The organism is Cellulosimicrobium funkei, from assembly GCF_900155925.1.
In the GTDB taxonomy this organism is placed as follows: domain Bacteria; phylum Actinomycetota; class Actinomycetes; order Actinomycetales; family Cellulomonadaceae; genus Cellulosimicrobium; species Cellulosimicrobium funkei.
In genome coordinates this window covers 760,807-782,831 of the sequence record NZ_FTMI01000002.1, presented here as the reverse complement: position 1 = coordinate 782,831, position 22,025 = coordinate 760,807, and the positions used below count along the sequence as shown (strand labels likewise).

The following is a 22,025-nucleotide window of genomic DNA, read 5'->3' as shown; positions in this document are numbered from 1 at the left end:
CGCGCCGAGGGGACGTCGCCGGGCGCACGACGACGGCCCCGACCGTCCGGTCGGGGCCGTCGGGACCCGCTCTCGCGGGTCCACCGCGCGCCCGCTTCTGGACGCGCAGGGAGGATCACATCGTCGGCATGAGCACCGTGTCCACGAGGTACACGGTCGCGTTCTGCGTCATCACGCCACCGCACACGACGGCCGCGTCGTTGACCATGAGCTCGTCGCCCGATCCGGTGACCTCGACCGTGCCGCCCTCGACGGTCTCGTGCTCGCCGGCGACCTGGTCGGGCGTGAGCTGGCCGGGCACCACGTGGTACGTGAGGATCTTCGTCAGCGTGTCGGAGTCCGTCTTCAGCGACTCGAGCGTCGCGGCGTCGATCTTGGCGAACGCGTCGTCGACGGGGGCGAACACGGTGAACTCGCCGCCGTTGAGCGTGTCGACGAGGTTGACGTCCGGGTTGAGCTCACCCGAGACGGCCGCGGTGAGCGTCGTGAGCAGCGGGTTGTTCGACGCCGCCACGGCGACGGGGTCCGTCGACATCCCGGTGATCGACCCGGCGCCGTCGGGCACCTGCTCCGCGTAGGCGGCACAGCCGGGGCCCACGAGGTTCGCGGCGGGGTCGGCCGCCATGTCGTCCGAGCCCTCGGTCGAGTCGTCGGTCATGTCGTCGGACGTCGAGTCGTCCGTCATGGTGTCGGACTGCGAATCGGTCGTCGTCGAGTCGGACCCCGTGTCCGTGTCCGAGCTGCACGCGGACAGGCCGAGCACGGCGAGCGTGGCGATGCCGGCGACGGCGTACGACGTGCGGGTGCGAACGTTCATCGGTCTCTCCTCGGGTCGTCGCCCCGCCGGTGCGGGGCGTCATGCCGAGGGTTCGGAGCGCCGCCCCGGGTGGATGGGTCGGGATCGGCACGAGTTTCTCCCGCGCGCGTCCCGACCCCTCCGGGCCGCTGCGCTCAGCCGACGAGCGCGACCACCGGGTCCGTCGTGGGCTGTTCCGAGCCGCCCGCCGGCTCGACCGTCACGGCCATGCCGACGCCCGGCTCGCCCTGGACGAGCCGCGACGTGCTGCCGTCCTGGACGTCGAGGACGCCCGCCGAGACGACGGCGCCGTCGGGCTCGACCACCCAGAGCTGGTAGTCGCGGTCGTCGCCCGCGTCCGGCAGGTCGGACGCGCGGAAGTACATGTCGTCGCCCGCCGCGAGGACGGACGCCTGCCCGCCGCCCGCCACGTCGCCGTGCAGGATCGTCGCGTCGGGGTCGGCGAGCATGCGCTCGATCGCGTCCGCCCGCGCCTCCAGGCGGGACTGCTCCTGCGTCGCGCGGACCGCGACCGTGGTCGGGACGGCCACCGCGACCACCGCGGCCACCGCCGCCGCGAGCCCGGTCCAGCGTCGGCGGCGGGCGCGACGCGCGGCCGCGAGGTCGACGACCACACCGCCGGTGCTCTCCCCGGCGGCCGGGACCGTGGCCGCGGACGCGGCCACCCGGGCCAGGACGGTGTCGCGCAGCGCGGGCGGCGGTGCGCTCTCGACGGCGAACGCCGCCACGACGTCGCGGTACTCGTCGAGCTCGCGCCGCGCGTCGGGGTCGGCCGCGAGCAGGCGCTCGACGGCGCGCCGCTCGACGTCGTCCACTGCGTCGAGCGCGTAGGCGGGGAGCAGGTCGCGGACGTCCGGACGGTCGTCCGCGCCGTCACTGCGGGGCGTGGTCGGGTCAGCCACGACGCACCCCCAGGCAGTCGCGGAGCCGCAGGAGCCCGTCCCGGATGCGGGACTTCACGGTCGGCAGCGCGGCGTCGAGCCGCTCCGCGACCTCCCGGTAGGTGAGCCCGCCGTAGTACGCCTGCACGACCGCCTCCCGCTGCGTCGCCGTGAGCGAGTCCAGGCACCGCCGCACGGCCGCGCCCTCGAGACGTCGCTCGACGTCCTCCACCACCACGTCCCGCGGTGCCGCGGCCGTCGAGGCGTCCACGTCGCGCTGGTCGCGGTCGCGGCGCGCCTGCTCGGCCCGCACGCGGTCCACCGCGCGCCGCCGGGCGAGCGTGGCGACCCAGGTCCGCGCCGAGCCGCGGGTCGCGTCGTAGCGCGCCGCCGTCTGCCACACCTCCACCATCACCTCCTGCACGACCTCCGCCGCATGGTCCGGGTCCCGCAGGACCCCCAGGCACGTGCCGTACGCGACCGGCGCGAGCGCGTCGTAGACGGGCGCGAACGCGGCGGGGTCGCCGCCGGCGCACGCCGTGAGGGCGGCGTCGACCGCCGGGTTCGTCGTCACGGGAGGTGGCACCCGGTCAGTGTGCAGCACGGGCGCCTCCCGCACGCGCTGCGGCGCGTCGACCACGGCTCTCGGCACCCGACCTCCCGTCGCCAGCGCCGTCCCGGTCCGTCCGGGACACCCTGGGTTCGGCGCCGACGCCCGGACGGATGGGTCCCCGCCCCGCGGGCACCGCTCAGAGCGCGCGTCGGGCGCGGACCGCGCCCGCGAGCTCGCGCAGGAGGTCGGCCGTCGTGTCCCAGTCGATGCACGCGTCCGTGACGGACTGCCCGTACACGAGGCCGCTCGGCGCGGGCTTCTGCGCGCCCGCCACGAGGAAGCTCTCCATCATGAGGCCCGTGATGCCCTGCTCGCCCTCGGCCAGCCGCGCGGAGACCTCGCGCACGACCTCCGCCTGGCGCACGTGGCTCTTGCCGGAGTTGCCGTGCGACGCGTCGACCACGAGCCCGTGCTCCGTGACCCCGCCGCGGCCCGAGGTGCGCGCGACCGCGAGCGCCGCCGCGACGTCGTCGGCCCCGTAGTTGGGGCCCGAGCGCCCGCCGCGCAGGATGACGTGGCAGTCGGGGTTGCCCGCGGTCTCCACGGCGGCGGCCCGGCCGAGCGAGTCCATGCCGAAGAACGTGTGCTCGCTCGCCGCGGTGATGCAGCCGTCGACCGCGATCTGCACGTCGCCGTCGGTCGCGTTCTTGAACCCGACGGGCATGGACAGGCCCGAGGCGAGCTGGCGGTGCACCTGCGACTCGGCGTTGCGCGCGCCGATCGCGCCCCAGGACACCGCGTCGGCGATGTACTGCGGGCTCGTCGGCTCGAGGAACTCGCACGCGGCCGGGACGCCGGCGTCCAGCACGCCGAGCAGCACCTCGCGCGCGAGGCGCAGGCCGTGGTGCACGTCGTGCGAGCCGTCGAGGTGCGGGTCGTTGATGAGGCCCTTCCACCCCACGGTCGTGCGCGGCTTCTCGAAGTAGACGCGCATGACGACCATGAGGTCGTCCGCGAGCTCGTGCGCGACGGCGGCCAGGCGCCCCGCGTACTCGAGCGCGGCCTCGGGGTCGTGCACCGAGCACGGGCCGACGATGACGAGGAGGCGGTCGTCGTCGCCCGCGAGAACGTCACGGACCTCGCGGCGCGACGTCGTCACGAGGTCGCTGCGCGTCGCACCGAGGGGCAGGTCAGCGAGCATGGCGCGCGGCGCGGGGAGGGCGTCGAGCGCGCGGACCCGCAGGTCGCTCGTGCGCGCCTGGAGCTCGGGGCTGTCCACGAGGTCGACGGTACTCGTCGCGCCGTCGGTCGTCGCGGTCTCGGGCGAGGTGGTGGTGCTGGTCACGGGGGGCTCCTGGTCTGTGCGGCGGGGTCTGGGAACGCCGTGAGTCGGGATGCCCAGCGGCGCTCCACCGGCCTGCTGCCGCCCGTGGTCCCGGAGCGGCCCGTCTCACGACGAAGGGCCCGGACGCGGTCCGCGTCCAAGGCCCTGTGCTGGCTCCGGGTGGTGATCTGTGGTCAGGCTGACGCCCGCACGGCCCCACCGGGAGCCTGCGTAAAGCGCCAATACCACTGAGAAGTCACGAGCCGACGGTAGCACAGCGCCTCCGAGGGGCGGACGGCCCGTCTCACGGGCCGGTCGGGCAGCGCCTACGCTCGGGGCATGCCGATCCCCGAGTTCGTCGCCGCCCTCCGGTCCCACGTCGGGACCGACCTGCTGTGGATGCCGGGGGTGTCGGGCGTCGTCGTGGACGACGCCGGCCGGGTGCTGCTCGGGCAGCGCGCCGACTCCGGCCAGTGGGCCGTGATCAGCGGGATCCTCGAGCCGGGCGAGGACCCGGCGGTCGGGCTCGCGCGCGAGGTGCTCGAGGAGACGGGCGTCGAGGTCGTGGTGGACGCGCTCGTCGCGGTGACGGTCACGGAGCCGATGGAGTACCCCAACGGCGACCGGTCGCAGTACCTCGACCTGGCGTTCCTGTGCCGCCCGGCGTCGCCGGCGGCCGCCGCGGCGGCGCACGTCGCGGACGACGAGTCCCTCGCCGTCGCGTGGTTCGCCCCGGACGCCCTGCCCGACGACGTCGCGCGCTCGTCGACCGAGCGCCTCGGCCACGCCCTCGCGCGGCTCGCCGACCCCTCAGCCGGCCCGTTCTTCGTCCGCTGACGCGGCGGCCGGCGCGTCGGGCACCGGCGCCCTCCCGTCCGTGGCGGGGCCCAGCCAGCGCACCGCGAGCAGGCACGCGTCGTCGTCCTCCGGAGCGCGCGAGACGACGGCCTCCAGCAGCCGGTCGTCGCGCAGGCCGACGTCGAGGGCGCGCGTGACGACGTCCGCGAGCTCGTCGAGCGCGAGCGCGAGCGGCCGGTCGCGGCGCTCGACCACGCCGTCCGTGAAGAGCAGCAGGAGGTCGCCCGGGGCGAGCCGCACGGCCTTCGCGACGCGCGGCGTCGTGCCCCGCACGCCCAGCGGGGTCGACCGCGCCTCCCACAGGTACGCCGCGGAGCCGCCCGCGCGCACGAGCAGGGGCGGCAGGTGGCCCGCGCACGTGTAGCGCAGCACCCCGGCCCGCAGGTCGAGCTCCCCGTACACGAGGCTCGCCATGAAGCCCGTGCCCGTCCGGTCGACGAAGCGGTCGACGCGCTCGACCACCTCCTCCGGCGGCAGCCCCGTGTCGGACGCGGCCCGGACGGCGGTGCGCAGCTGCCCCATCGACGTCGCCGCCTTGAGCCCGCGGCCGACGACGTCCCCCACGCTGAGCGCGACGACGTCGGGCGCGACCCGGAAGGTGTCGTACCAGTCGCCGCCGACCTGGAGGTCGTGGACGCCCGGGCGGTAGCACGCCGAGACCTCGACCTGCGGGTCGGTGACGATCCCGTCCGAGAGCATCGCGCCCTGGAGCTCGCTCGCGACCGAGACGCTCTGCTCGTGGACCCGCGCGCGCGAGAGCGCGAGCGCCGCGAGCTGGCCCGCGGCGGCGGCGGTGCCCAGGTCGACGGGGTCGGAGCCCGCGGCGCGACGTGGTTCGAGCGCGAGCACGCCGAGCAGCGCGCCCGCGGTGCGCAGCGGCACGACGACCGTCCCGTCGTCCCGCACGGTCGCCTCGGTGAGCTCGTCGATCGTCGGCGCCAGCACGCCGACGGCGCCGCCCCACCGCCGCAGCGGGCCGCGCTCCTGCGCCGTCCACAGCGCGGCGTCGCCCGCGCCCAGCATCGTGACGGCCGCCCGGAGCAGGACCCACGCGACGCCGTCGAGACCGGCGACGCTCGCGAGGTCGGCGGCGACGCCGTGCAGCAGCCGCACCCGGCGCTCCGCCTCCTCCGCCGCGCGGCGCGCCTCGACGAGCTCGTGCTCGAAGCGCGACCGCTCGCGCGCGCCGAGCATCGCGACCTCGATCAGCCGCTCGCCGCGCGCCTCGCGCTCGATCGCCGTGAGCAGCACGGGCTCGCGGCCCCCGGGCGTGCGGAGCTCCACCGCGACCTCGTCCACGCGGCCCTCGATGTGCAGGCGCGGACCGACGTGCGTCTCCCAGAAGATGCGCCCGCCCACGGTGAGCAGGTCCGCCAGCCGGCGGCCCGCGACCGCCTCGACGTCCGGGACCTCGATCGTCCGCAGGAACTCGTCGTTGGCGTCGAGGACGCGCGCCTCGGTGTCGAGGAGGAGCAGCGCGACGGGGGCGAGCGCCCAGCGCTCGGCGCGGGACATCGCCATCAGGCGGCGCCCAGCCAGTCGCGCATCGCGCGCACGAGGAGGTCCGGGTGCGAGAGGTTCGGGCAGTGCCCCACCGAGTCGATGACGACGAGGTCGCTGCCCGGCAGGTGCTCGTGCACGTAGCGCCCGACCTCGGGCGGCGCGATGACGTCCTCCCGGCTCTGCACCACGAGGCTCCGGGTGCGCACGCGCGCCAGGTCCGCCCGGTTGTCGCCGAGGAACGTCGCGCGCGCGAACTGCCGGGCGACCGCCGGGTCGTTGCGCCGGAACACCGCGGCGAGCTCGTCGCCGAGCGCCGGGCGGTCCGGGTTCCCGGCGATCACGGGTGCCATGACCTGCGTCCAGCCGAGGTAGTTCGCGTCCATCGTCTCCAGGAGCTCGTCGATCTCCTCGGCGGTGAACCCGCCGCGGTAGCCGTCGTCGTCGACGTACCGCGGGCTCGGGCCCACGAGCACCAGCCGGTCGAACAGGTCCGGGCGGTCGGCCGCCGCGAGCAGCGCGATCACGGCGCTCACCGAGTGGCCCACGAGCACCACGGGCCCGCGCCCCTCCCCCGGCCCGACGGCCTCCACGATCTCCACCACGTCCGCGGCGTAGCCCGCGAGGTCGGCGTGCCGGACGGCGTCGTGCGCGGTCGGGTGCGACGCCCCGCACCCCGAGTGGTCGAACAGCACGACCCGGTGGTCCGTCGCGAACGCGGGCGCGACGAAGCGCCACATCGACTGGTCGCAGCCGAAACCGTGCGCGAAGACCATCGTCGGGCCGTCCTGCGCCCCCATGACCCGCACGTTGTTGCGCTCGTGCACGTCCACGCGTCACAGCGTAGGGGGGAAGGGGTCGCGAGGGGCAGCGGCGCCCCGGGGTGAGACCCGCGCACGGCACAATGTCCTCATGCGTGTCTCGGCGAAGGCGGACTATGCGGTGCGGGCGTGCGCCGAGCTCGCGGCGTCGCCGCACGGCGACCCGGTACGGGCGGAGGACCTCGCGACGGGTCAGGGCCTCCCGGTGAGCTTCCTCGAACGGATCCTCGGCGACCTGCGCCGGGCCGGGATCGTCGCGAGCGTCCGCGGGCGCTCCGGCGGCCACCGCCTCGCGCGCCCGGCGTCCGAGGTGACGCTCGCCGACGTCTTCCGCGCGGTCGACGGCCCGCTCGTCACGGTCCGCGACGAGCGCCCCCCGAGCCTCGAGTACGACGGCTCCGCCGCGGGCCTGCTCGAGGTGTGGATCGCCCTGCGCGCGAGCGTCCGCGACGTGCTGGACCGCGTGACGATCGACGACGTCGTGCGCCGCGACCTGCCCGACGACGTGCACGCGCTCGCGGCCCGCGCCGACGCGTGGGAGAACCCCTGACGGGACGCTCCCGTTAACACTGGCCCACGATGCGGGCGGCGCTTCACATAGTGGACCCGCCCGGTCAACCTTGTCAGGACACGTCGGGACCCTCCCGGCGCCCGAGCAAGGAGGCCCCGGTGCGGACCCTCGTCCTGCTGGCCCTCGTGGGCCTCGGCGCCCAGCTCGTCGACGGCAGCCTCGGCATGGCGTACGGCGTGACGTCCACGACGCTCCTCCTCGCGATCGGGACCAACCCCGCGGCGGCGTCCGCGACGATCCACCTCGCGGAGATCGGGACGACGCTCGCGTCCGGCGCGGCGCACTGGCGGTTCGGGAACGTCGACTGGAAGGTCGTGCTGCGCATCGGCGTGCCGGGCGCGCTCGGGGCGTTCGCGGGCGCGACGTTCCTCGCGAACCTGTCGACCGAGGTCGCCGCCCCTGTCATGTCGCTGCTGCTCCTCGCGCTCGGCGTCTACGTGCTCTCGCGCTTCACGTTCGCCGGGCTGCCGACGGGCCGCCTGGGGCTGCCGCTGCGCAAGCGGTTCCTCGCGCCGCTCGGTCTCGTGGCGGGCTTCGTCGACGCCACGGGCGGCGGCGGCTGGGGCCCGGTGGGCACGCCCGCCCTGCTCGCGTCGGGCCGGATCGAGCCGCGCAAGGTCATCGGGTCCGTCGACACGAGCGAGTTCCTCGTCGCGGTCGCCGCGTCGCTCGGGTTCCTCTGGTCGCTCGGCTCGCAGGGGATCGACCTGACGTGGGTCGTGGCGCTCCTCCTCGGCGGGCTCGTCGCCGCGCCGATCGCGGCCTGGCTCGTGCGGATGCTCCCGCCCCGGATCCTCGGCTCGGCCGTGGGCGGCGTCATCGTGCTCACCAACGTCCGCACGCTGCTGCGCTCCGACTGGGTCGACGCGAGCGGCGCGGTCCAGGGCGTCGTGCTGGCGCTCGTCGCGGTCGTCTGGGCGGCCGCCGTCGTCTGGTCGGTGCGGGCGCACCGCCGCGCCGTAGCGGCGGAGGCAGCGGCCGACCCGACACCCGCCGACACCCCCCACCCGGCCCCCGCCACCCGCTGACCCGCTCCGCCGAGCAGGTGGTCGTGGTCCGTCCTGGCGGCAGGACGGACCACGACCACCTGCTCGACCTCAGTTGCTCGCGTAGCGGCGGACGAAGGTTGCGAGGATGCGGTGGGGCTCCCGGACGTCGCCGCGCCGGACGGCCGCCTCGACGTCGCCCGCGGCCTCGGGCGGGAAGTAGCCGTAGTCCCGGTAGACGCCGATGCGCGTGAGGATGCCCTCCAGGTCGAGCTCCGGGTGGAACTGCGTCGCGTAGAGGTTCTCCTTGACGCGGAACATCTGCACCGCACACGCGTCCGACGTCGCGAGCAGCACCGCGTGCGGCGGCAGCTCCCGCACCGCCTCCTTGTGGCCCACGTACGCCTCGAACGCGTCGGGCAGGCCCGCGAGCAGCGGGTCGGCCCGGCCCTCCGGGGTGAGCCGGATCGTCACTGGCGAGATGGGCTCGGCGTACGTGTCGTCCAGCACCGCGCCCTCGTGCAGGCCGAGGGTCCCGACGCCGTAGCACGCCCCGAGGAACGGGACGTCGCGCTCGACGATCTCGTCCAGGAGCGGTGCGAGCTCGCGCTCGACCCGGCGCTGCGTCGCCGACTTCTCCGCCTCGGGCCGCGACGAGTCGAACGGGCTGCCGCCGACGATCACCCCCGAGTACGCGTCGAGGTCGATCGCCGGCAGCGGGCCCGCCTCCATCCGCACGCGGTGCAGCTCGTGCGGCGCGAGGCCGGAGTGACGCAGCACCGCCGCGTGCTCGCCGTCCGCGGCCGGGTCCTCCGCCCGGGACGCCAGCAGCAGGAAGGGCTTCATGCCGGTCAGGCTAGGGGCGCTCCGGCAGCCACGCCCGCGGGCGCCGGGCCCCGGCCCGGAGCAGACAGAGCAGCGGCCCGGACGGGGCCGAGGGCCCGGCCCCGCGGTCCGTCCCGCCTCAGCTCCAGCGGAAGAGCCGGATGCCGAGCGGCAGGAGCACGGCCGTCCACACGACCATGACGACCACCTGCACCGTGGGGAAGCCCTCCTCGAACCACCCCGCCGTCATCGCCTGCGACGCGGCGCCGAGCGGCGTGAACCTGCCGACCTGCGCGACGGCCTCCGGCATCATCGGCCCCGGCGTCCACAGCCCGGAGAGGAACAGGAGCGGGAAGTAGATGAGCGTCCCGATCGCGGACGCCGTGCTCGCCTTGGGCGCGCGCGCCGCGACGAGGGTGCCGAGCGCGTACATCGACGCGACGCCGAGGACGAACGCCAGCACGACCGTCGCCGCGTTCTGCGGCGCCGGCAGGCCGAACACGAGCTGCCCGACGACGAGCGCGACGGCCGACGCGACCACGACGGCCACGAGGTTGATGACGAGGTGCGCGACGACGATCCCCTGCGGGCGCATGGGCGTCGTCGACAGCCGCCGCAGCAGGCCCTTCTCGCGGAACGTGGCGAAGTAGACCGGCATGGTCGTCAGGGCCGGGGTCGCGATCGCCGCGGCGAGCACCACGGGCGCGTAGAGAGCGACGGGCGTGAGCCCGCCCCACGGCGGGGGCGCGTCCTCGATCGGCACGCGCATGCCCGGGATGGCGAACCCGACCCCGACGAGCAGGACGGTCGGGAACACGAGCGCGAAGAACACCGTCCCCGGGTCGCGCAGCCAGAGCCGCGCCTCCGTGGCGAGCAGGACGCCGAACCCGCGCCAGCCGCTGCCGCGGCGGACGGGCACGGCGGACGGGGTCAGGGTCGTGGCGGTCATCGGGACTCCCCTCGGGTCGGTCGGGCGTCGGTCGCGTCCGAGGCGTCGGTCGCGTCCGGGTCGTACGTGCGGCCGGTCACGGCCACGAAGACGTCCTCGAGCGTGCGGGAGACGGTCCGGACGTCGTCGGGCACGACCTCGTGCTCGGCGAGCGCGAGCACGACGGCGGGCAGCACCCGCCGGGAGCCCGTGACCTCGATCTCGCGCCCGCCGGTCGGCGACGCCTCGACGCGCTCGACGTCCGCGAGCCCCGCGATCGTGTGCAGCGCGAGGTCGTGGTCCGCGGGCGGCACGCGCAGGCGCACGGTGCGCGACGTGTCGACGGAGTCGACGAGCTCCGCGGGCGTGCCCTGCGCGACGACCCGGCCGCGGTCGATGATGACGAGCCGGTCGCACAGGCGCTCCGCCTCGTCCATGAAGTGCGTGACGAGCAGGATCGTCACGCCGCGGTCGCGCACACGCTCGACGAGCTCCCACGTCGCGCGGCGGGCCGCCGGGTCCAGCCCGGTGGTCAGCTCGTCGAGGACCGCGACGCGCGGGTTCCCCACGAGCGCGAGCGCGATCGACAGGCGCTGCTTCTGCCCGCCCGAGAGCTTGGCGAACGCGACGCGCCGGTGCGCGGCGAGGTCGAGCAGGTCGAGGAGCTCCTCCACGTCGCCGGGCGACGCGTAGAACGACGCGAAGAGCCGCATCGCCTCCTCGACCGTGATCTTCTCGTTGAGCGCGGCCTCCTGGAGCTGGACGCCGACGACGTCGCGCACCGCGGCGGGGTCGGCCTGCGGGTCGACGCCGAGCACGCGCACCGTGCCGCCGTCGGCCTGGCGCAGCCCGGCGAGGCACTCGACGGTCGTCGTCTTGCCGGCCCCGTTGGGCCCGAGGATGCCGAAGATCTCGCCCTGCCGGACGGTGAGGCTCACGTCCTCGACCGCGACGGTGCGCGTGCCGGAACCCTGCGGTCCCGGGTACGTCTTGCGCAGGTTCCGGATCTCGACGACCGGGGCGGGCCCGGCCGTGCGGTCGGCGGGCGGGGCGGGCGACGTCGCCGTCGTGCCGCCCGGGGGCGGTGCTGCGGTGCTCATGGTGACCTCCAGGAGGGTGTGCGGCACCCACGGGCGGCGCCGTGCGCCGCCCGGACGGGTGGGAGTGCGGTGGGAGGGTGCTGCCGGTCAGGCGCTCGCGGTGCCCGCGAACTCGACCGGACGGATCGCGACGCCCCGCAGGACGACGCGCAGGAGCAGTGCGGCGAGCACGACCCCGACGAGCCCGCCGAGCACGGCGAGCCAGACGGGGGTGCCGTCGAGACCGACGACGCGCGAGAGCGCGTGGCCGAAGAACCCGGAGCGCAGGAACACCTCGCTCACCAGGACGGTCGCGAGCGACGCGACGACGAGCAGCACGCCGCGCAGGAACCCGAAGCCGTAGAAGCCCGCGGCGACGACCATGCCCGCGAGGTAGTAGACGACGCAGAACGTGCCCTCGACGAGGATCATGAGCCCGACCTCGGACCCGTCCGCGTAGAGCTGCGTGAGGTCCTGCTCCGTCGGCCAGCCGGCCTGGCGGAACAGCGCCCACTCCGCCCACCGCACGAGCGCGGTCGCGATCCCGAACGTGAGCCCGGAGACGGCGGCGCCGATCCACAGGCCGTGCGTGTACGACCGCCGCGTGCCGCCGGCGGCGACGTGCAGCGCGATGGTCATGAGCGGCAGGAGGATGCCCATGACGAAGAGGAAGAACTTCGCCGAGCCCGCGACGCCGCCCACGCCCTCGATGCTCACGTCGTCGTTGCGCAGCATGATCCACAGGACGAGGGCCCCGATGGCGAGCGCGATGAGCCAGAACCACACGCCGACGTACCAGGTGCCGCCGATGAAGTACCAGGCGACGGCGCGGACGCCGCGCCGGTGGGCGGCCTTCTCGAGCGCGCGGCGCTCCGCGGAGCGCGGGATCGTGGCGGTCATCGTGCCTCCTGCGTGCGGGTGCGGGCGGGCGCGCCGTCCGCGGTGCGGTCGGTGCGCGTGAGGTGGACGAACAGGTCCTGGACGGGCACCGACCCGACCTCGAGCCCGGCCGCGGCGGCCGCGGCCCGCTCGTCGGGGGCGAACGTGCCGAAGAGCGTGACCTGGGCCGTGCTGCCCAGCCGCTGCCGGGCGAGCACCTCCCGGCCCGCGGTGTGGCGCTCGACGACGTCCGCCGGCCCGGTGAGGCTGACGCCGCGCGCGCGGACGTCGTCGGCGTTCTCGGCGAGCAGGACCCGCCCGCGGTCGATGATCACGACGTCCTCGAAGAGCCGCTCGACCTCGGCGATCAGGTGGCTCGAGAGCAGGATCGTGCGCGGGTGCTCGGCGTAGTCCGCGACGAGCGCGTCGTAGAACGCGTAGCGGCTCGGGGCGTCCATGCCGAGGTAGACCTCGTCGAAGATCGTCAGGGGCGCGCGGGCGGCGAGCCCGACGACCGCGCCGAGCGCCGAGCGCTTGCCGCGCGAGAGCTCGTTGGGCTTCTTGCGGACGTCCACCTTGAAGGTGTCGAGGAGGCGCCCTGCGAGGTCGGCGTCCCAGTGCGGTCGCACGTCCGCGTAGTACTCGAGCGTGTCGCGCGCCTTGTCGGACTCCCCCACGTCGCCGCTCTCGCGCACGAGCTGGGTGTGCATCGTCGCCCAGACGTTCTCGAACGGGTCCTCGAGCTCGCCGTCCGGACCGACGCGGACCGTGCCCGACGTCGGGCGCCGGAACGCGGCGAGCAGGGCCGCGAGCGTCGTCTTGCCGGCGCCGTTGCGGCCCAGGAGGCCGGTGATGACGCCGGGGCGGATCGTCAGGGTCGCGCCGTCGAGCGCGGGGTCGTCGCCGCGGGAGTACCGCACGACGACGTCGCGCACCTCGGCGCCGAAGGGCGCGGTCGCGGCGGGGTGGTCGGTGGGATGGCTGGTGGGCCGGGCGGTCACGGGTCTCACCTCGGGGTGGGGTCGGTGTCGGGGCCGGTACGGGGTGCGTCGCCGGTCCCGGGACCGGCGGGCCGCGGGCGGCCGAGGACGTGCTCGACGATCTCGGCGGCCGGGATGTCGAGGAGGTCCGCCTGCGCCAGCGCGGGGTCGAGGACCTCGTCGAAGAACCGCGCGCGGTGCTCGGCGAGCAGCCGCTCGCGCGCGCCCGGTGCGACGAACATGCCGAGCCCGCGCCGCTTGTAGAGGACGCCCTCGTCGACGAGCCCGGCGAACGCCTTGGCCGCCGTCGCCGGGTTGATCCGGAACGTCGTCGCGAACTGCGTCGTGGACATGACCTGCTCCTCCTCCGCGAGCTCCCCCGCGAGCACCTGCGCACGGATCATCTGCGCGATCTGGAGGTAGATGGGTTCAGGTCCGTCGAACATGGGTCCCATCCTCTCCCGCCTCGCGCGTTCTGTGGTTCATTACTTGAGTAATGAACCACAGATGGCCTGCCCGGCGCAACCCCTCGTCCGGACGCGCGGCGACCGGCGCCGGGCGGAACGATGGGGACATCGGTGCCGAGGCCCGTCCCGGTAGGCCGGGTCCGACTGGCTGCGAGGCGGAGGAGGCGGGGTGGGCGGAGCGCGCGAGCTCGCGGGAGGGACGCCCTGGGCCGAGCCGCTGAGCACGTGGACGAGCCTCGCGTTCGTCGTGGCCGGCGCGGCCGTCGTGGTGGCGGCGCGGCGGTCCGGACCCGGGCCCCGCCCCGCCCCGGGCGTGGCCGACGCCGTGGGTGCGGCGTCGCGGCTCCGCGTGGCCTTCGGGGTGCTGGTCGCCCTCATCGGGGTGGGTTCCGTGGTGCAGCACGGGCCGTCGCCGTCGTGGAACCCCGTCGTGCACGACCCGCCGCTGCTCGGGACGCTCGCGCTCGTCGCCGCCGACGCCGTCGCGGACCTCACCGGGCGCCGCCTGCGGACGTGGTGGTGGCTCGCGCCGACCCTGCTCGGGGTCGTGCTCGCGGCGGTCTCGGTGCCGGCGTCCACCGCCGCCCAGGTGGTCGCGGCGTGCGTCGCCGTGGCTGCGAGCGCCGCGCGCGCGTGGCGACGGCCCGCCGTCCGACGCCGCACGGTCGCCGCGCTCGTGCTGCTCGCCGTCGGCGGCACGGCGGGGACCCTGACCCGCCCGGGCTGGCCGCTGTGCGACGCCGACGGCGCGCTCGGCGTCACGCTCCAGGGGCACGCCGTCTGGCACGTGCTCGCCGCCACGGCGCTGTGGGTGCTCGCACCGACGCTCGGGACCCGCCCCGCGCCCGCACGCTCGCCCTGACCCGCTCCCTTCACCCGCCCCGGGCGGTACCCACCGCGGGCCGGCGGTGGGACGCTGGGAGGATCCGGCGTCCGCGGCGGGCCCCGCCCTCCGACCGCCGGCGGTCCCGAAGGAGTGAGGCAACGATGGTCACCATCAAGCGCGGGTTCTCCAGCTTCTCGGCGGACGACCTCGACGCGGCGCGCGCGTTCTACGGGGAAACCCTCGGGCTCCCCGTCACGGCACTCGACGGCGGGAACGGTCTGGTGCTCCACCTCGGCGGCGGCTCGGACGTGTTCGTCTACCCGAAGGAGGACCATCGGCCGGCCGCCTTCACGGTCATGCACCTCACCGTCGACGACGTGGACCAGGTCGTCGACGAGCTCACCGCGAAGGGCGTGACGTTCGAGCGCTACGACGGGTTCGACCAGGACGAGAAGGGGATCGCGCGCGGCTTCATGGAGGGCGGCGACGGCGCCTGGTTCACCGACCCGGCCGGCAACATCGTGGGCCTCGCGGACGGGGACGACATGGCCCGGCTCGTCGAGGGCTGAACGCGGCCCGCTGACACCCCCGGCTCGCGAGGTAGAGCCCTGGTCACGACCAGGGCTCTACCTCGGCGGACCAGGGCTCTACCTCGCGGGACCGGGGCTCTACCTCGCGAGGGCGGGGGCGAACGCGGCGCGGACGCCGTCGAGGTCCTGCGCGACGAGCTCGGCGAGCTGCACCGCGTTGAGCGCGGCGCCCTTGCGGAGGTTGTCGTTCGAGACGAACAGCACGAGGCCGCGCCCGCCGGGGACGGACTGGTCGGTGCGGATGCGACCGACGAACGACGGGTCCTTGCCCGCCGCCTCCAGCGGGTTCGGCACGTCCGCGAGCGCGACGCCGGGGGCGGCGGCGAGGATCTCGCGCGCCCGGTCGGGCGTGATCGGGGCGCCGAACTCCGCGTGGATCGCGAGCGAGTGCCCGGTGAACACGGGGACGCGCACGCACGTGCCCGCGACGGCGAGCTCGGGCAGCCCGAGGATCTTGCGCGACTCGTTGCGGAGCTTCTTCTCCTCGTCCGTCTCCTCCTGCCCGTCGTCGACGATCGACCCGGCGAGCGGGACGACGTTGAACGCGACGTTGCGCGGGAAGACGGTGGGCTCGGGGAAGGCGACCGCGCCGCCGTCGTGCACGAGCCCGACGAGCCCGGCGCCCGTGCCCTCGGCCGCCGCGCCGGCGACGGCCTGGGCGCGCAGCTCCTCCGCACCGGCGAGCCCGGCCCCGGAGACGGCCTGGTACGTCGCGACGACGAGGCGCTCCAGCCCGGCCTCGTCCGAGAGCGGCTTGAGGACGGGCATCGCGGCCATCGTCGTGCAGTTGGGGTTGGCGATGATGCCCTTGCGCGCCTCGCGCAGCGCGCCCGGGTTCACCTCCGAGACGACGAGCGGGACGTCGGGGTCCATGCGCCACGCGGAGGAGTTGTCGATGACGACGGCGCCCGCGGCGGCGAACCGCTCGGCCTGCGCCTTCGACGTCGCGCCGCCCGCGGAGAAGAGCGCGACGTCGATCCCGCGCAGGTCCTCGGTCGGGGTCGCGGCGACGTCCTCCACGACGACGTCGGTCCCGCGCCACGGGAGCGTCGACCCGGCGGAGCGCGCCGACGCGAAGTAGCGGACGCTCGCGACGGGCAGGTCGCGCTCCTCGAGGAGGCGGCGCATGACCGCGCCGACCTGGCCGGTCGCGCCGACGACGGCGAGGTGCAGACCGGGGGTGCTCTGGGTGCTCATGGTGGGTCCTCTCCTGCGTCGGGTCAGCGGCCGGTGCCGGCGTAGACGACGGCCTCGCCGTCGGCGGCGTCGAGCTCGAAGGCGGTGTGCACGGCGCGCACCGCGTCGTCGAGCGAGTCCTCGCGCGTGACGACCGAGATGCGGATCTCCGAGGTGGAGATCATCTCGATGTTGATGCCCGCGTCGCGCAGCGCACCGAAGAGCTTCGCGGAGACGCCGGGGTGCGACTTCATGCCCGCGCCGACGAGCGAGAGCTTGCCGATCTGGTCGTCGAACTGGAGCGAGTCGAACCCGATCTCGGCCTGCAGCGCCGAGAGCGCGGACATCGCGGCGGGTCCGTCGCCCTCGGGGAGGGAGAACGAGATGTCGGTGAGGCCCGTGCGGGCCGCCGACACGTTCTGCACGATCATGTCGATGTTCACGCCCGAGCCCGCGACGACCTCGAAGATCCGCGCGGCCGTGCCCGGGACGTCGGGCACGCCGACGACGGTGATCTTGGCCTCGCTGCGGTCGTGCGCGACGCCGGAGATGATCGGGTCTTCCATGACGGTCTCCTCGGGAAGGTCTGCGGTGCTGCCGGCGGTGCCGGCCGGGGAGCCGGCGCTCGCGCCGGGGCGCGCGGTGTACGCGTCCGCGCTGACGAACGTGCCGTCCTTGCCGCTGAAGGACGAGCGCACGTGGATGGGGACGCCGTACCGGCGGCCGTACTCGACGCAGCGCAGCGCGAGGACCTTCGCGCCGCTCGCCGCCATCTCGAGCATCTCCTCGTACGTGATGCGGTCGATCTTGCGCGCGGACGGCACGATGCGCGGGTCGGCCGTGAACACGCCGTCCACGTCGGTGTAGATCTCGCACACGTCGGCGTCGAGACCTGCCGCGAGCGCGACGGCGGTCGTGTCCGACCCGCCGCGCCCGAGCGTCGTCACGTCGTTCGTCGACTGCGTCACGCCCTGGAACCCCGCGACGATCGCGACCTGGCCGCGGTCGAGGGTCTCGCGCACGCGCGTCGGGACGACGTCGACGATGCGCGCCTTGCCGTGCACCGCGTCGGTGATGAGACCGGCCTGCTGCCCGGTGAACGACTTCGCCTTCACGCCGAGGCTCGTGATCGCCATCGCGAGCAGCGACATCGAGATGCGCTCGCCCGCGGTGAGGAGGATGTCCATCTCGCGCTGCGGAGGGAGGGGGCTGACCTGCTGGGCGAGGTCGATGAGCTCGTCGGTCGTGTCGCCCATCGCCGAGACCACGACGACGACGTCGTTCCCGGCCCGCTTCGCCTCGGCGATGCGCTTGGCCACCCGCTTGATGCTCTCGGCGTCCGAGACGGACGAACCGCCGTACTTCTGCACGACAAGTGCCACGTGCTGCTCCATCTGTCGCCGGCCTCCGTCTCTCTCAACGGCCCGCCGGGTGCTTGTGGGTCGGTCGATGATAGGCACGAGTCCCACGCCCCGGCCAAGCCCGTCCCGCCCTGCGGACCGTGACGACCGACGCCCGGGGTCACACCTCGGGCAGCACGCGCGCCCGCGGACCGGCCACGACGACGTACGCCAGCCCGACGACGACGGCCCCGCCGACGAGGTTGCCGAGGCCCACCCAGGTGAGGTTGCGGCCGAAGTCGGCCCACGTCGTCGGGCCGAGGCCGCCGAAGAGCCCGAGGGAGAACGTCGTCATGTTGGCGACGACGTGCTCGAACCCGGACGCGATGAACGCGAGGATCCCCCAGAACAGGATGACCGCCTTGCCCGCCTCCGAGCGCAGGCGCCCGCAGGCCCAGATCGCGGCGCACACGAGGACGTTGCAGAGCACGCCGCGGAAGAACAGCTCTCCCCCGGTCTCGTGCGCCTTGGCCCGCAGCATCGAGGCGACCATCTCGCCCGCCGCCGCGTTGGAGCGCAGCACCCCCGCCTGCGTGACGGCCCAGGCGAAGAGCATCGACCCGGCCAGGTTGCCGACGAGGCACAGGCCCAGCGTGACGACGGCGTCGCGCACCCGGACGGCGCGCGTCGCGACGCCCTGGGTGAGGACCATCATCGCGGACGTGGCGAGCTCGGCCCCGGCGAAGACGACGAGGGTGAGCGCCGCGGCGAACACGCCGCCGGCGACGAGCCGCTCGCCCGGCGCCCCGGCGGCGAGGAACGGTCCCGCCGTCGCGACCATGAGCACGACGCCGACGCCGATGTACGCGCCCGCGAGCATCGCCGCGACGAGGTAGCGCCCGGGGCGTCTGGCGAGGAGCACCTTCTCCCGGGCCGCCTCCGACTGGGTGGTCACCGCCTGGGCGAGGGTCTGCACACCCTCGATCCTCGCAGCTGGGCCGCCCCCCGGACAGGGCCGGTCGTCGCGACGCCGCGGGGCCGAAGGTCCGGACCCGGCCCGCGCGCGTCAGGCCTTCGCCGCCTCCGCGGGCTCGACCGGCGCCCCCGTCTCCCCGGTGGGGGCCGGGTCCGCGACGCCGTCCTCCTCCGCCGGGGCCGGCGCACGGCCCCCCAGCGGGGACGGGCGCGGGTCGAGCACCGCCGAGACGATCGCCTCGATCGCGAACTCGCTCGCCTCGCCGAGGTCGACCTGGGTCGGGTCGAGGAGCCACTGCACCTGGAGCCCGTCCATGACCGCGAGGATCGAGGCCGCCGCGTGCCGGACGGTCGTCGGCACCGTGACGCCCCGCTCCGCGCACAACGCCTCGAACGCCTCGACCGCCTCGCGCCGCAGGGTCCGGTACCGGACCTCGAAGAACTCTCGCGCCGGGTGGGCGTCGGTCACGGACTCCGCGGAGAGCACGGCGTACGTCTGCACGATCCCGGCCCGCTGCGCGTTGAGGAACGCGGTGCGCACCAGGTGGCGGAACATGTCGATGCCGCCGGGGATGTGCTGCCCGTCGAGGCCGGCGACGTCGCTCTCGTCGCGGTAGCGGAGCACCTCCAGGAGGAGGTGGTCCTTGGACCCGAAGTGGTGGAGGATCCCGGCGTGGGTCATGTCGACCTGCTCCGCGATCTCCGTGAGCGGGCCGTTGTGGTAGCCCTTGCTCCCGAAGGTCGCCATGGCGGCCTTGAGGATCTCCTCACGGCGCCGGAGGGTCTCCTCCCGCACCCGCGGACGCCGCCTGCTCGTGGTCATCGCCTCGTCACTTTCTCGTCGTGGTGCCCGGTGCGCCGCCGTCGGCGTCGACGCGGGCTCGCGGGCGCCGAGCACGTCCTCGGTCCGTCACCGTCCGGGGCGATCCTACGCACGCCGCACCGCGTCCGAGTCCCCACCGCGCCGAAGATCACGGACAGATATCGATCTGACCTGCGCAAACGCAGATTCTTGCGCACTTACTGACTGCACGGTAAGTTCACGGATCGACAGCCGACTCGACGACGAGGAGCACGAACGTGACATCGCAGTCCCTGGCGGGAGAGCGCGATCCCGCGGAGCTCGCCACGCTGCGCACCACCGCGCAGGGCCTGCCCCTCCGCGACGCGGTCCGCCTCCTCACCGGGCAGTCCATGTGGCGCCTGCACGCGTCGGACGCGCTCGGGCTGCGGCCTGTCGTCCTGTCGGACGGGCCCGTCGGCGTCCGGGGCACGAGCGAGGTCGAGGGCGAGACCTCCGTCCTCTTCCCGTCGCCGAGCGCGGTGGGAGCGACGTGGGACCGAGAGGTCGCCCGCGAGACCGGGCAGGCGTTCGCCCGCGAGGCGCGTGCGCACGGCGTCGACGTCGTCCTCGCACCCCAGGTCAACATCCAGCGCACGCCCGTCGGCGGCCGGCACTTCGAGTGCTACTCCGAGGACCCGTACCTCACCGCGCAGATCGGCACCGGCGTCGTGCGCGGGCTCCAGGACCAGGGCGTCGCGGCGTGCGTCAAGCACTACGTCGCGAACGACTCCGAGACGCAGCGCACGTCGTACGTGTCGCACGTCGACCCGCGCGTGCTGCGCGAGGTCTACCTCGCGCCGTTCGAGGACGCCGTGGCAGCCGGCGCCTGGTCCGTCATGGCCGCCTACAACCAGGTGGACGACGGCGTCGAGTCCGGACCCATGACCGGGCACCGGCACCTGCTCACCGCCGTGCTCAAGGACGAGCTCGGGTTCGACGGCGCCGTCGTCTCCGACTGGGTCGCGACGCGCACGACCGAGCTCTCGGCGAACGGCGGCCTCGACGTCGTCATGCCCGGGCCCGGCGGCCCGTGGGAGGACGCCCTCGTCCGCGCGGTCGAGGAGGGTCGCGTCCCCCGGAGCGAGATCGACGACAAGGTCGCCCGCATCCTCCTGCTCGCGCGCCGCGTCGGTGCGCTCGACGAGCCCGGCCGCCCGGTCACCCACGACGGCGACCTGCGCGCGCTCGTGCGCCGCACCGCCGCGACCGGCACCGTCGTCCTGCGGTCGGACGCCGAGAACCCCGTCTGGGACCGCCCCGCGCCGCGCTCGATCGCGCTCGTCGGCCCCAACGCCGTGCGCCCGCACGTGCTCGGCGGCGGCAGCTCGACCGTGAACCCCGCGCACGTCGTCACGCCCGCCGAGGGTCTGGCCGCCCGCTGGCCCGACGCCACGCTCACCGTGGCCCGCGGCGGCGACGCACGCCGGTTCGCCCCGCGGCTCGACGTCGAGGGGCGCAGCCCCGACGGCGCCGCCGTCTCGGTGACCTGGCTCGACGCCGAGGGCGCGACGCTCCACGAGGAGGTCCTGCCGCGCTGGGACGGGTTCCTGCGCGACCTGCCCGACGAGGTCGACACCGTCGTGCTCGACGTCGACGTGCTGCTCGACGAGCCCGGGGACCACGTGCTCGAGGTCGGGACGGTCCCCGGCCACTCGATCGAGATCGACGGGGCCGTCGTCGCGAAGGACGAGCACCGGTCGGGCGTCGAGGTCATCCTCGACTCCTCGATCAACAACCCGGCGGGGGTCCCGGCGACCGTCCACGTCGACGCTCCGCGCCGCGTGCGGATCAGCGCCGCGCTGCTCGTCACGCGCGCCGAGGGGTACGGCAACCTCGTGCGCGCGGAGCTGCGCCACCGGGTGCCCGCCCCGAGCGTCGAGCGAGAGATCGCCGACGCCGTCGAGGCCGCCCGCGCGGCGGACCTCACCGTCGTCGTCGTCGGGACGAACGAGGAGGTCGAGTCGGAGGGCTGGGACCGCACGTCCCTCGCGCTCCCCGGTCGCCAGGACGAGCTCGTCGAGCGCGTCCTCGACGCCGACCCGGACGCCGTCGTCGTGGTCAACGCCGGCGCGCCCGTGCTGCTCCCCTGGCTCGACCGCGCGCGCACCGTGCTCTGGGTCTGGTTCCCCGGCCAGGAGGCCGGGCACTCGATCGCCGACGTGCTCGCGGGCGCCGTCGAGCCGGCCGGCCGGCTCCCCTGGACGCTCCCTGCCGCCGAGGCGGACGTCCCGGTCCCGCACGCGGTGCCCGCCGGCGGGATCGTCGAGTACCACGACGGCGTCCACGTCGGGTACCGCGCGTGGGAGCGCTCGGGCGCCGTCCCCGCCGCACCCTTCGGCCACGGGCTGGGCTGGACGACGTGGTCGTACGACCGCGTAGGCCGGCCGGCCCGCACGCCCGACGGCGACACCGTCCTCACGGTCCACGTCACCAACACGGGACCGCGCGACGGCCGCGAGGTCGTCCAGGTCTACGTCGAGCCCCCGGTCGTGCCCGCGTCGGCCCCGGTCGCCGAGCGCGACCGTCCGGTCCGCTGGCTCGGCGGGTTCGCCGTCGTCGACGTCGCTGCGGGCGCCTCCGCCGACGTCACCGTGACCGTCCCCCGTCGTCAGCTCGAGGTGTGGGACGCCGACGGCGGACGCTGGCACCTCCCGGCCGGGACGTACCGGCTGCGGGTGGGGCGTTCCGTCCACGACCTCCGCCTGGACACCGCGGTCCGGGTGCAGGAGAGCACCACCGAAGAGGAGTAGCCCGGACCGCGGTCCAGCCGAGGGGCGACCCAGCGCCCCGCACCTTCCGTCACAC

General features: G+C 75.0%; 22 protein-coding genes. 6 read left to right on the top strand and 16 right to left on the bottom strand.

Translation table 11 applies throughout. The features are described 5' to 3' along the window. Positions 1 to 115: 115 nt before the first annotated feature. The 4 genes from BXA05_RS07755 to BXA05_RS07740 form a co-directional block, all read right to left on the bottom strand. Positions 116 to 817, bottom strand: a complete 702-nt coding sequence (locus BXA05_RS07755) for a fasciclin domain-containing protein (protein WP_076404512.1) — start codon at positions 815 to 817, stop codon at positions 116 to 118. A 134-nt stretch (positions 818 to 951) separates the two neighbouring features. Next, positions 952 to 1,719 carry an anti-sigma factor gene (locus BXA05_RS07750; protein WP_076404511.1) on the bottom strand — a complete coding sequence of 256 codons (768 nt, stop codon included), beginning with the start codon at positions 1,717 to 1,719 and terminating at the stop codon, positions 952 to 954. Further along, positions 1,712 to 2,284 carry an ECF RNA polymerase sigma factor SigK gene (sigK, locus tag BXA05_RS07745; protein WP_076404668.1) on the bottom strand — a complete coding sequence of 191 codons (573 nt, stop codon included), beginning with the start codon at positions 2,282 to 2,284 and terminating at the stop codon, positions 1,712 to 1,714. The genes BXA05_RS07750 and sigK overlap by 8 nt, the downstream gene beginning before the upstream one ends. Before the next feature lie 163 nt (positions 2,285 to 2,447). Further along, positions 2,448 to 3,530: a 3-deoxy-7-phosphoheptulonate synthase gene (locus BXA05_RS07740; protein ID WP_074804177.1), complete on the bottom strand. Its 1,083-nt coding sequence runs from the start codon at positions 3,528 to 3,530 to the stop codon at positions 2,448 to 2,450. Between the two features lie 384 nt (positions 3,531 to 3,914). Between BXA05_RS07740 and BXA05_RS07735 the strand changes: the two genes are divergently transcribed. Next, positions 3,915 to 4,412, top strand: coding sequence for an NUDIX hydrolase (locus BXA05_RS07735; protein ID WP_076404510.1), 498 nt, complete (start codon positions 3,915 to 3,917; stop codon positions 4,410 to 4,412). Here BXA05_RS07735 and BXA05_RS07730 read toward each other — a convergent pair. Further along, positions 4,386 to 5,954, bottom strand: coding sequence for a PP2C family protein-serine/threonine phosphatase (locus tag BXA05_RS07730; protein ID WP_076404509.1), 1,569 nt, complete (start codon positions 5,952 to 5,954; stop codon positions 4,386 to 4,388). The genes BXA05_RS07735 and BXA05_RS07730 overlap by 27 nt on opposite strands. Further along, positions 5,954 to 6,766, bottom strand: coding sequence for an alpha/beta fold hydrolase (locus tag BXA05_RS07725; protein ID WP_076404508.1), 813 nt, complete (start codon positions 6,764 to 6,766; stop codon positions 5,954 to 5,956). Before BXA05_RS07725 ends, BXA05_RS07730 begins: the two co-directional genes overlap by 1 nt. A gap of 79 nt (positions 6,767 to 6,845) precedes the next feature. Between BXA05_RS07725 and BXA05_RS07720 the strand changes: the two genes are divergently transcribed. Beyond that, positions 6,846 to 7,304 (top strand): RrF2 family transcriptional regulator, encoded by a 459-nt coding sequence (locus tag BXA05_RS07720; RefSeq protein ID WP_034652034.1) that lies wholly within the window; start codon positions 6,846 to 6,848, stop codon positions 7,302 to 7,304. Between the two features lie 119 nt (positions 7,305 to 7,423). Next, entirely contained in the window at positions 7,424 to 8,353 is a 930-nt protein-coding gene (locus BXA05_RS07715; protein ID WP_034652036.1) for a sulfite exporter TauE/SafE family protein, read from the top strand. Between the two features lie 69 nt (positions 8,354 to 8,422). Here BXA05_RS07715 and BXA05_RS07710 read toward each other — a convergent pair whose 3' ends face one another. The 6 genes from BXA05_RS07710 to BXA05_RS07685 form a co-directional block, all read right to left on the bottom strand. Continuing rightward, positions 8,423 to 9,157 (bottom strand): glutamine amidotransferase, encoded by a 735-nt coding sequence (locus BXA05_RS07710; protein ID WP_076404507.1) that lies wholly within the window; start codon positions 9,155 to 9,157, stop codon positions 8,423 to 8,425. A 118-nt stretch (positions 9,158 to 9,275) separates the two neighbouring features. Next, positions 9,276 to 10,085 carry an ABC transporter permease gene (locus BXA05_RS07705; protein ID WP_076404506.1) on the bottom strand — a complete coding sequence of 270 codons (810 nt, stop codon included), beginning with the start codon at positions 10,083 to 10,085 and terminating at the stop codon, positions 9,276 to 9,278. Further along, positions 10,082 to 11,164 carry an ABC transporter ATP-binding protein gene (locus tag BXA05_RS07700; RefSeq protein ID WP_083711650.1) on the bottom strand — a complete coding sequence of 361 codons (1,083 nt, stop codon included), beginning with the start codon at positions 11,162 to 11,164 and terminating at the stop codon, positions 10,082 to 10,084. Before BXA05_RS07700 ends, BXA05_RS07705 begins: the two co-directional genes overlap by 4 nt. Before the next feature lie 87 nt (positions 11,165 to 11,251). After that, complete coding sequence (locus BXA05_RS07695; protein ID WP_076404505.1) at positions 11,252 to 12,043, bottom strand: hypothetical protein; 792 nt, start codon at positions 12,041 to 12,043, stop codon at positions 11,252 to 11,254. Further along, entirely contained in the window at positions 12,040 to 13,023 is a 984-nt protein-coding gene (locus BXA05_RS07690) for an ATP-binding cassette domain-containing protein (protein ID WP_083711648.1), read from the bottom strand. The genes BXA05_RS07695 and BXA05_RS07690 overlap by 4 nt, the downstream gene beginning before the upstream one ends. 5 nt (positions 13,024 to 13,028) lie before the next feature. Beyond that, entirely contained in the window at positions 13,029 to 13,448 is a 420-nt protein-coding gene (locus tag BXA05_RS07685; RefSeq protein WP_031316974.1) for a GntR family transcriptional regulator, read from the bottom strand. Positions 13,449 to 13,638: 190 nt separating this feature from the next. Between BXA05_RS07685 and BXA05_RS07680 the strand changes: the two genes are divergently transcribed. Then, on the top strand, positions 13,639 to 14,331 hold the full coding sequence (locus tag BXA05_RS07680; protein ID WP_076404504.1) for a hypothetical protein: 693 nt from the start codon (positions 13,639 to 13,641) through the stop codon (positions 14,329 to 14,331). Between the two features lie 125 nt (positions 14,332 to 14,456). Then, positions 14,457 to 14,864 carry a VOC family protein gene (locus tag BXA05_RS07675; protein ID WP_076404503.1) on the top strand — a complete coding sequence of 136 codons (408 nt, stop codon included), beginning with the start codon at positions 14,457 to 14,459 and terminating at the stop codon, positions 14,862 to 14,864. 99 nt (positions 14,865 to 14,963) lie between these two features. Here the strand turns inward: BXA05_RS07675 and BXA05_RS07670 are convergent, their stop codons facing one another. The 4 genes from BXA05_RS07670 to BXA05_RS07655 form a co-directional block, all read right to left on the bottom strand. Beyond that, positions 14,964 to 16,082 (bottom strand): aspartate-semialdehyde dehydrogenase, encoded by a 1,119-nt coding sequence (locus BXA05_RS07670; RefSeq protein WP_076404502.1) that lies wholly within the window; start codon positions 16,080 to 16,082, stop codon positions 14,964 to 14,966. Positions 16,083 to 16,105: 23 nt separating this feature from the next. Continuing rightward, the gene (locus BXA05_RS07665) at positions 16,106 to 17,443 is read right to left on the bottom strand and encodes an aspartate kinase (RefSeq protein WP_031316267.1); all 1,338 of its coding nucleotides are present in this window, start codon (positions 17,441 to 17,443) and stop codon (positions 16,106 to 16,108) included. A gap of 139 nt (positions 17,444 to 17,582) precedes the next feature. Continuing rightward, positions 17,583 to 18,377: a formate/nitrite transporter family protein gene (locus BXA05_RS07660; protein ID WP_076404501.1), complete on the bottom strand. Its 795-nt coding sequence runs from the start codon at positions 18,375 to 18,377 to the stop codon at positions 17,583 to 17,585. A 90-nt stretch (positions 18,378 to 18,467) separates the two neighbouring features. Then, positions 18,468 to 19,199: a TetR/AcrR family transcriptional regulator gene (locus BXA05_RS07655; RefSeq protein ID WP_083711646.1), complete on the bottom strand. Its 732-nt coding sequence runs from the start codon at positions 19,197 to 19,199 to the stop codon at positions 18,468 to 18,470. A gap of 257 nt (positions 19,200 to 19,456) precedes the next feature. Here BXA05_RS07655 and BXA05_RS07650 point away from each other — a divergent pair, with 257 nt between their 5' ends. Beyond that, a complete protein-coding gene (locus BXA05_RS07650) occupies positions 19,457 to 21,970 on the top strand; it encodes a beta-glucosidase family protein (RefSeq protein ID WP_076404500.1) in 2,514 nt (837 codons plus the stop codon). The last annotated feature ends 55 nt before the right edge of the window (positions 21,971 to 22,025 follow it).

Bases quoted from the DNA above. Each gene is read 5' to 3' on its own strand.
- BXA05_RS07755 (WP_076404512.1), bottom strand. From the start codon at position 817: ATGAACGTTCGCACCCGCACGTCGTACGCCGTCGCCGGCATCGCCACG.
- BXA05_RS07735 (WP_076404510.1), top strand. From the start codon at position 3,915: ATGCCGATCCCCGAGTTCGTCGCCGCCCTCCGGTCCCACGTCGGGACC.
- BXA05_RS07730 (WP_076404509.1), bottom strand. From the start codon at position 5,954: ATGGCGATGTCCCGCGCCGAGCGCTGGGCGCTCGCCCCCGTCGCGCTG.
- BXA05_RS07720 (WP_034652034.1), top strand. From the start codon at position 6,846: ATGCGTGTCTCGGCGAAGGCGGACTATGCGGTGCGGGCGTGCGCCGAG.
- BXA05_RS07710 (WP_076404507.1), bottom strand. From the start codon at position 9,157: ATGAAGCCCTTCCTGCTGCTGGCGTCCCGGGCGGAGGACCCGGCCGCG.
- BXA05_RS07705 (WP_076404506.1), bottom strand. From the start codon at position 10,085: ATGACCGCCACGACCCTGACCCCGTCCGCCGTGCCCGTCCGCCGCGGC.
- BXA05_RS07700 (WP_083711650.1), bottom strand. From the start codon at position 11,164: ATGAGCACCGCAGCACCGCCCCCGGGCGGCACGACGGCGACGTCGCCC.
- BXA05_RS07695 (WP_076404505.1), bottom strand. From the start codon at position 12,043: ATGACCGCCACGATCCCGCGCTCCGCGGAGCGCCGCGCGCTCGAGAAG.
- BXA05_RS07685 (WP_031316974.1), bottom strand. From the start codon at position 13,448: ATGTTCGACGGACCTGAACCCATCTACCTCCAGATCGCGCAGATGATC.
- BXA05_RS07675 (WP_076404503.1), top strand. From the start codon at position 14,457: ATGGTCACCATCAAGCGCGGGTTCTCCAGCTTCTCGGCGGACGACCTC.
- BXA05_RS07670 (WP_076404502.1), bottom strand. From the start codon at position 16,082: ATGAGCACCCAGAGCACCCCCGGTCTGCACCTCGCCGTCGTCGGCGCG.
- BXA05_RS07655 (WP_083711646.1), bottom strand. From the start codon at position 19,199: ATGACCACGAGCAGGCGGCGTCCGCGGGTGCGGGAGGAGACCCTCCGG.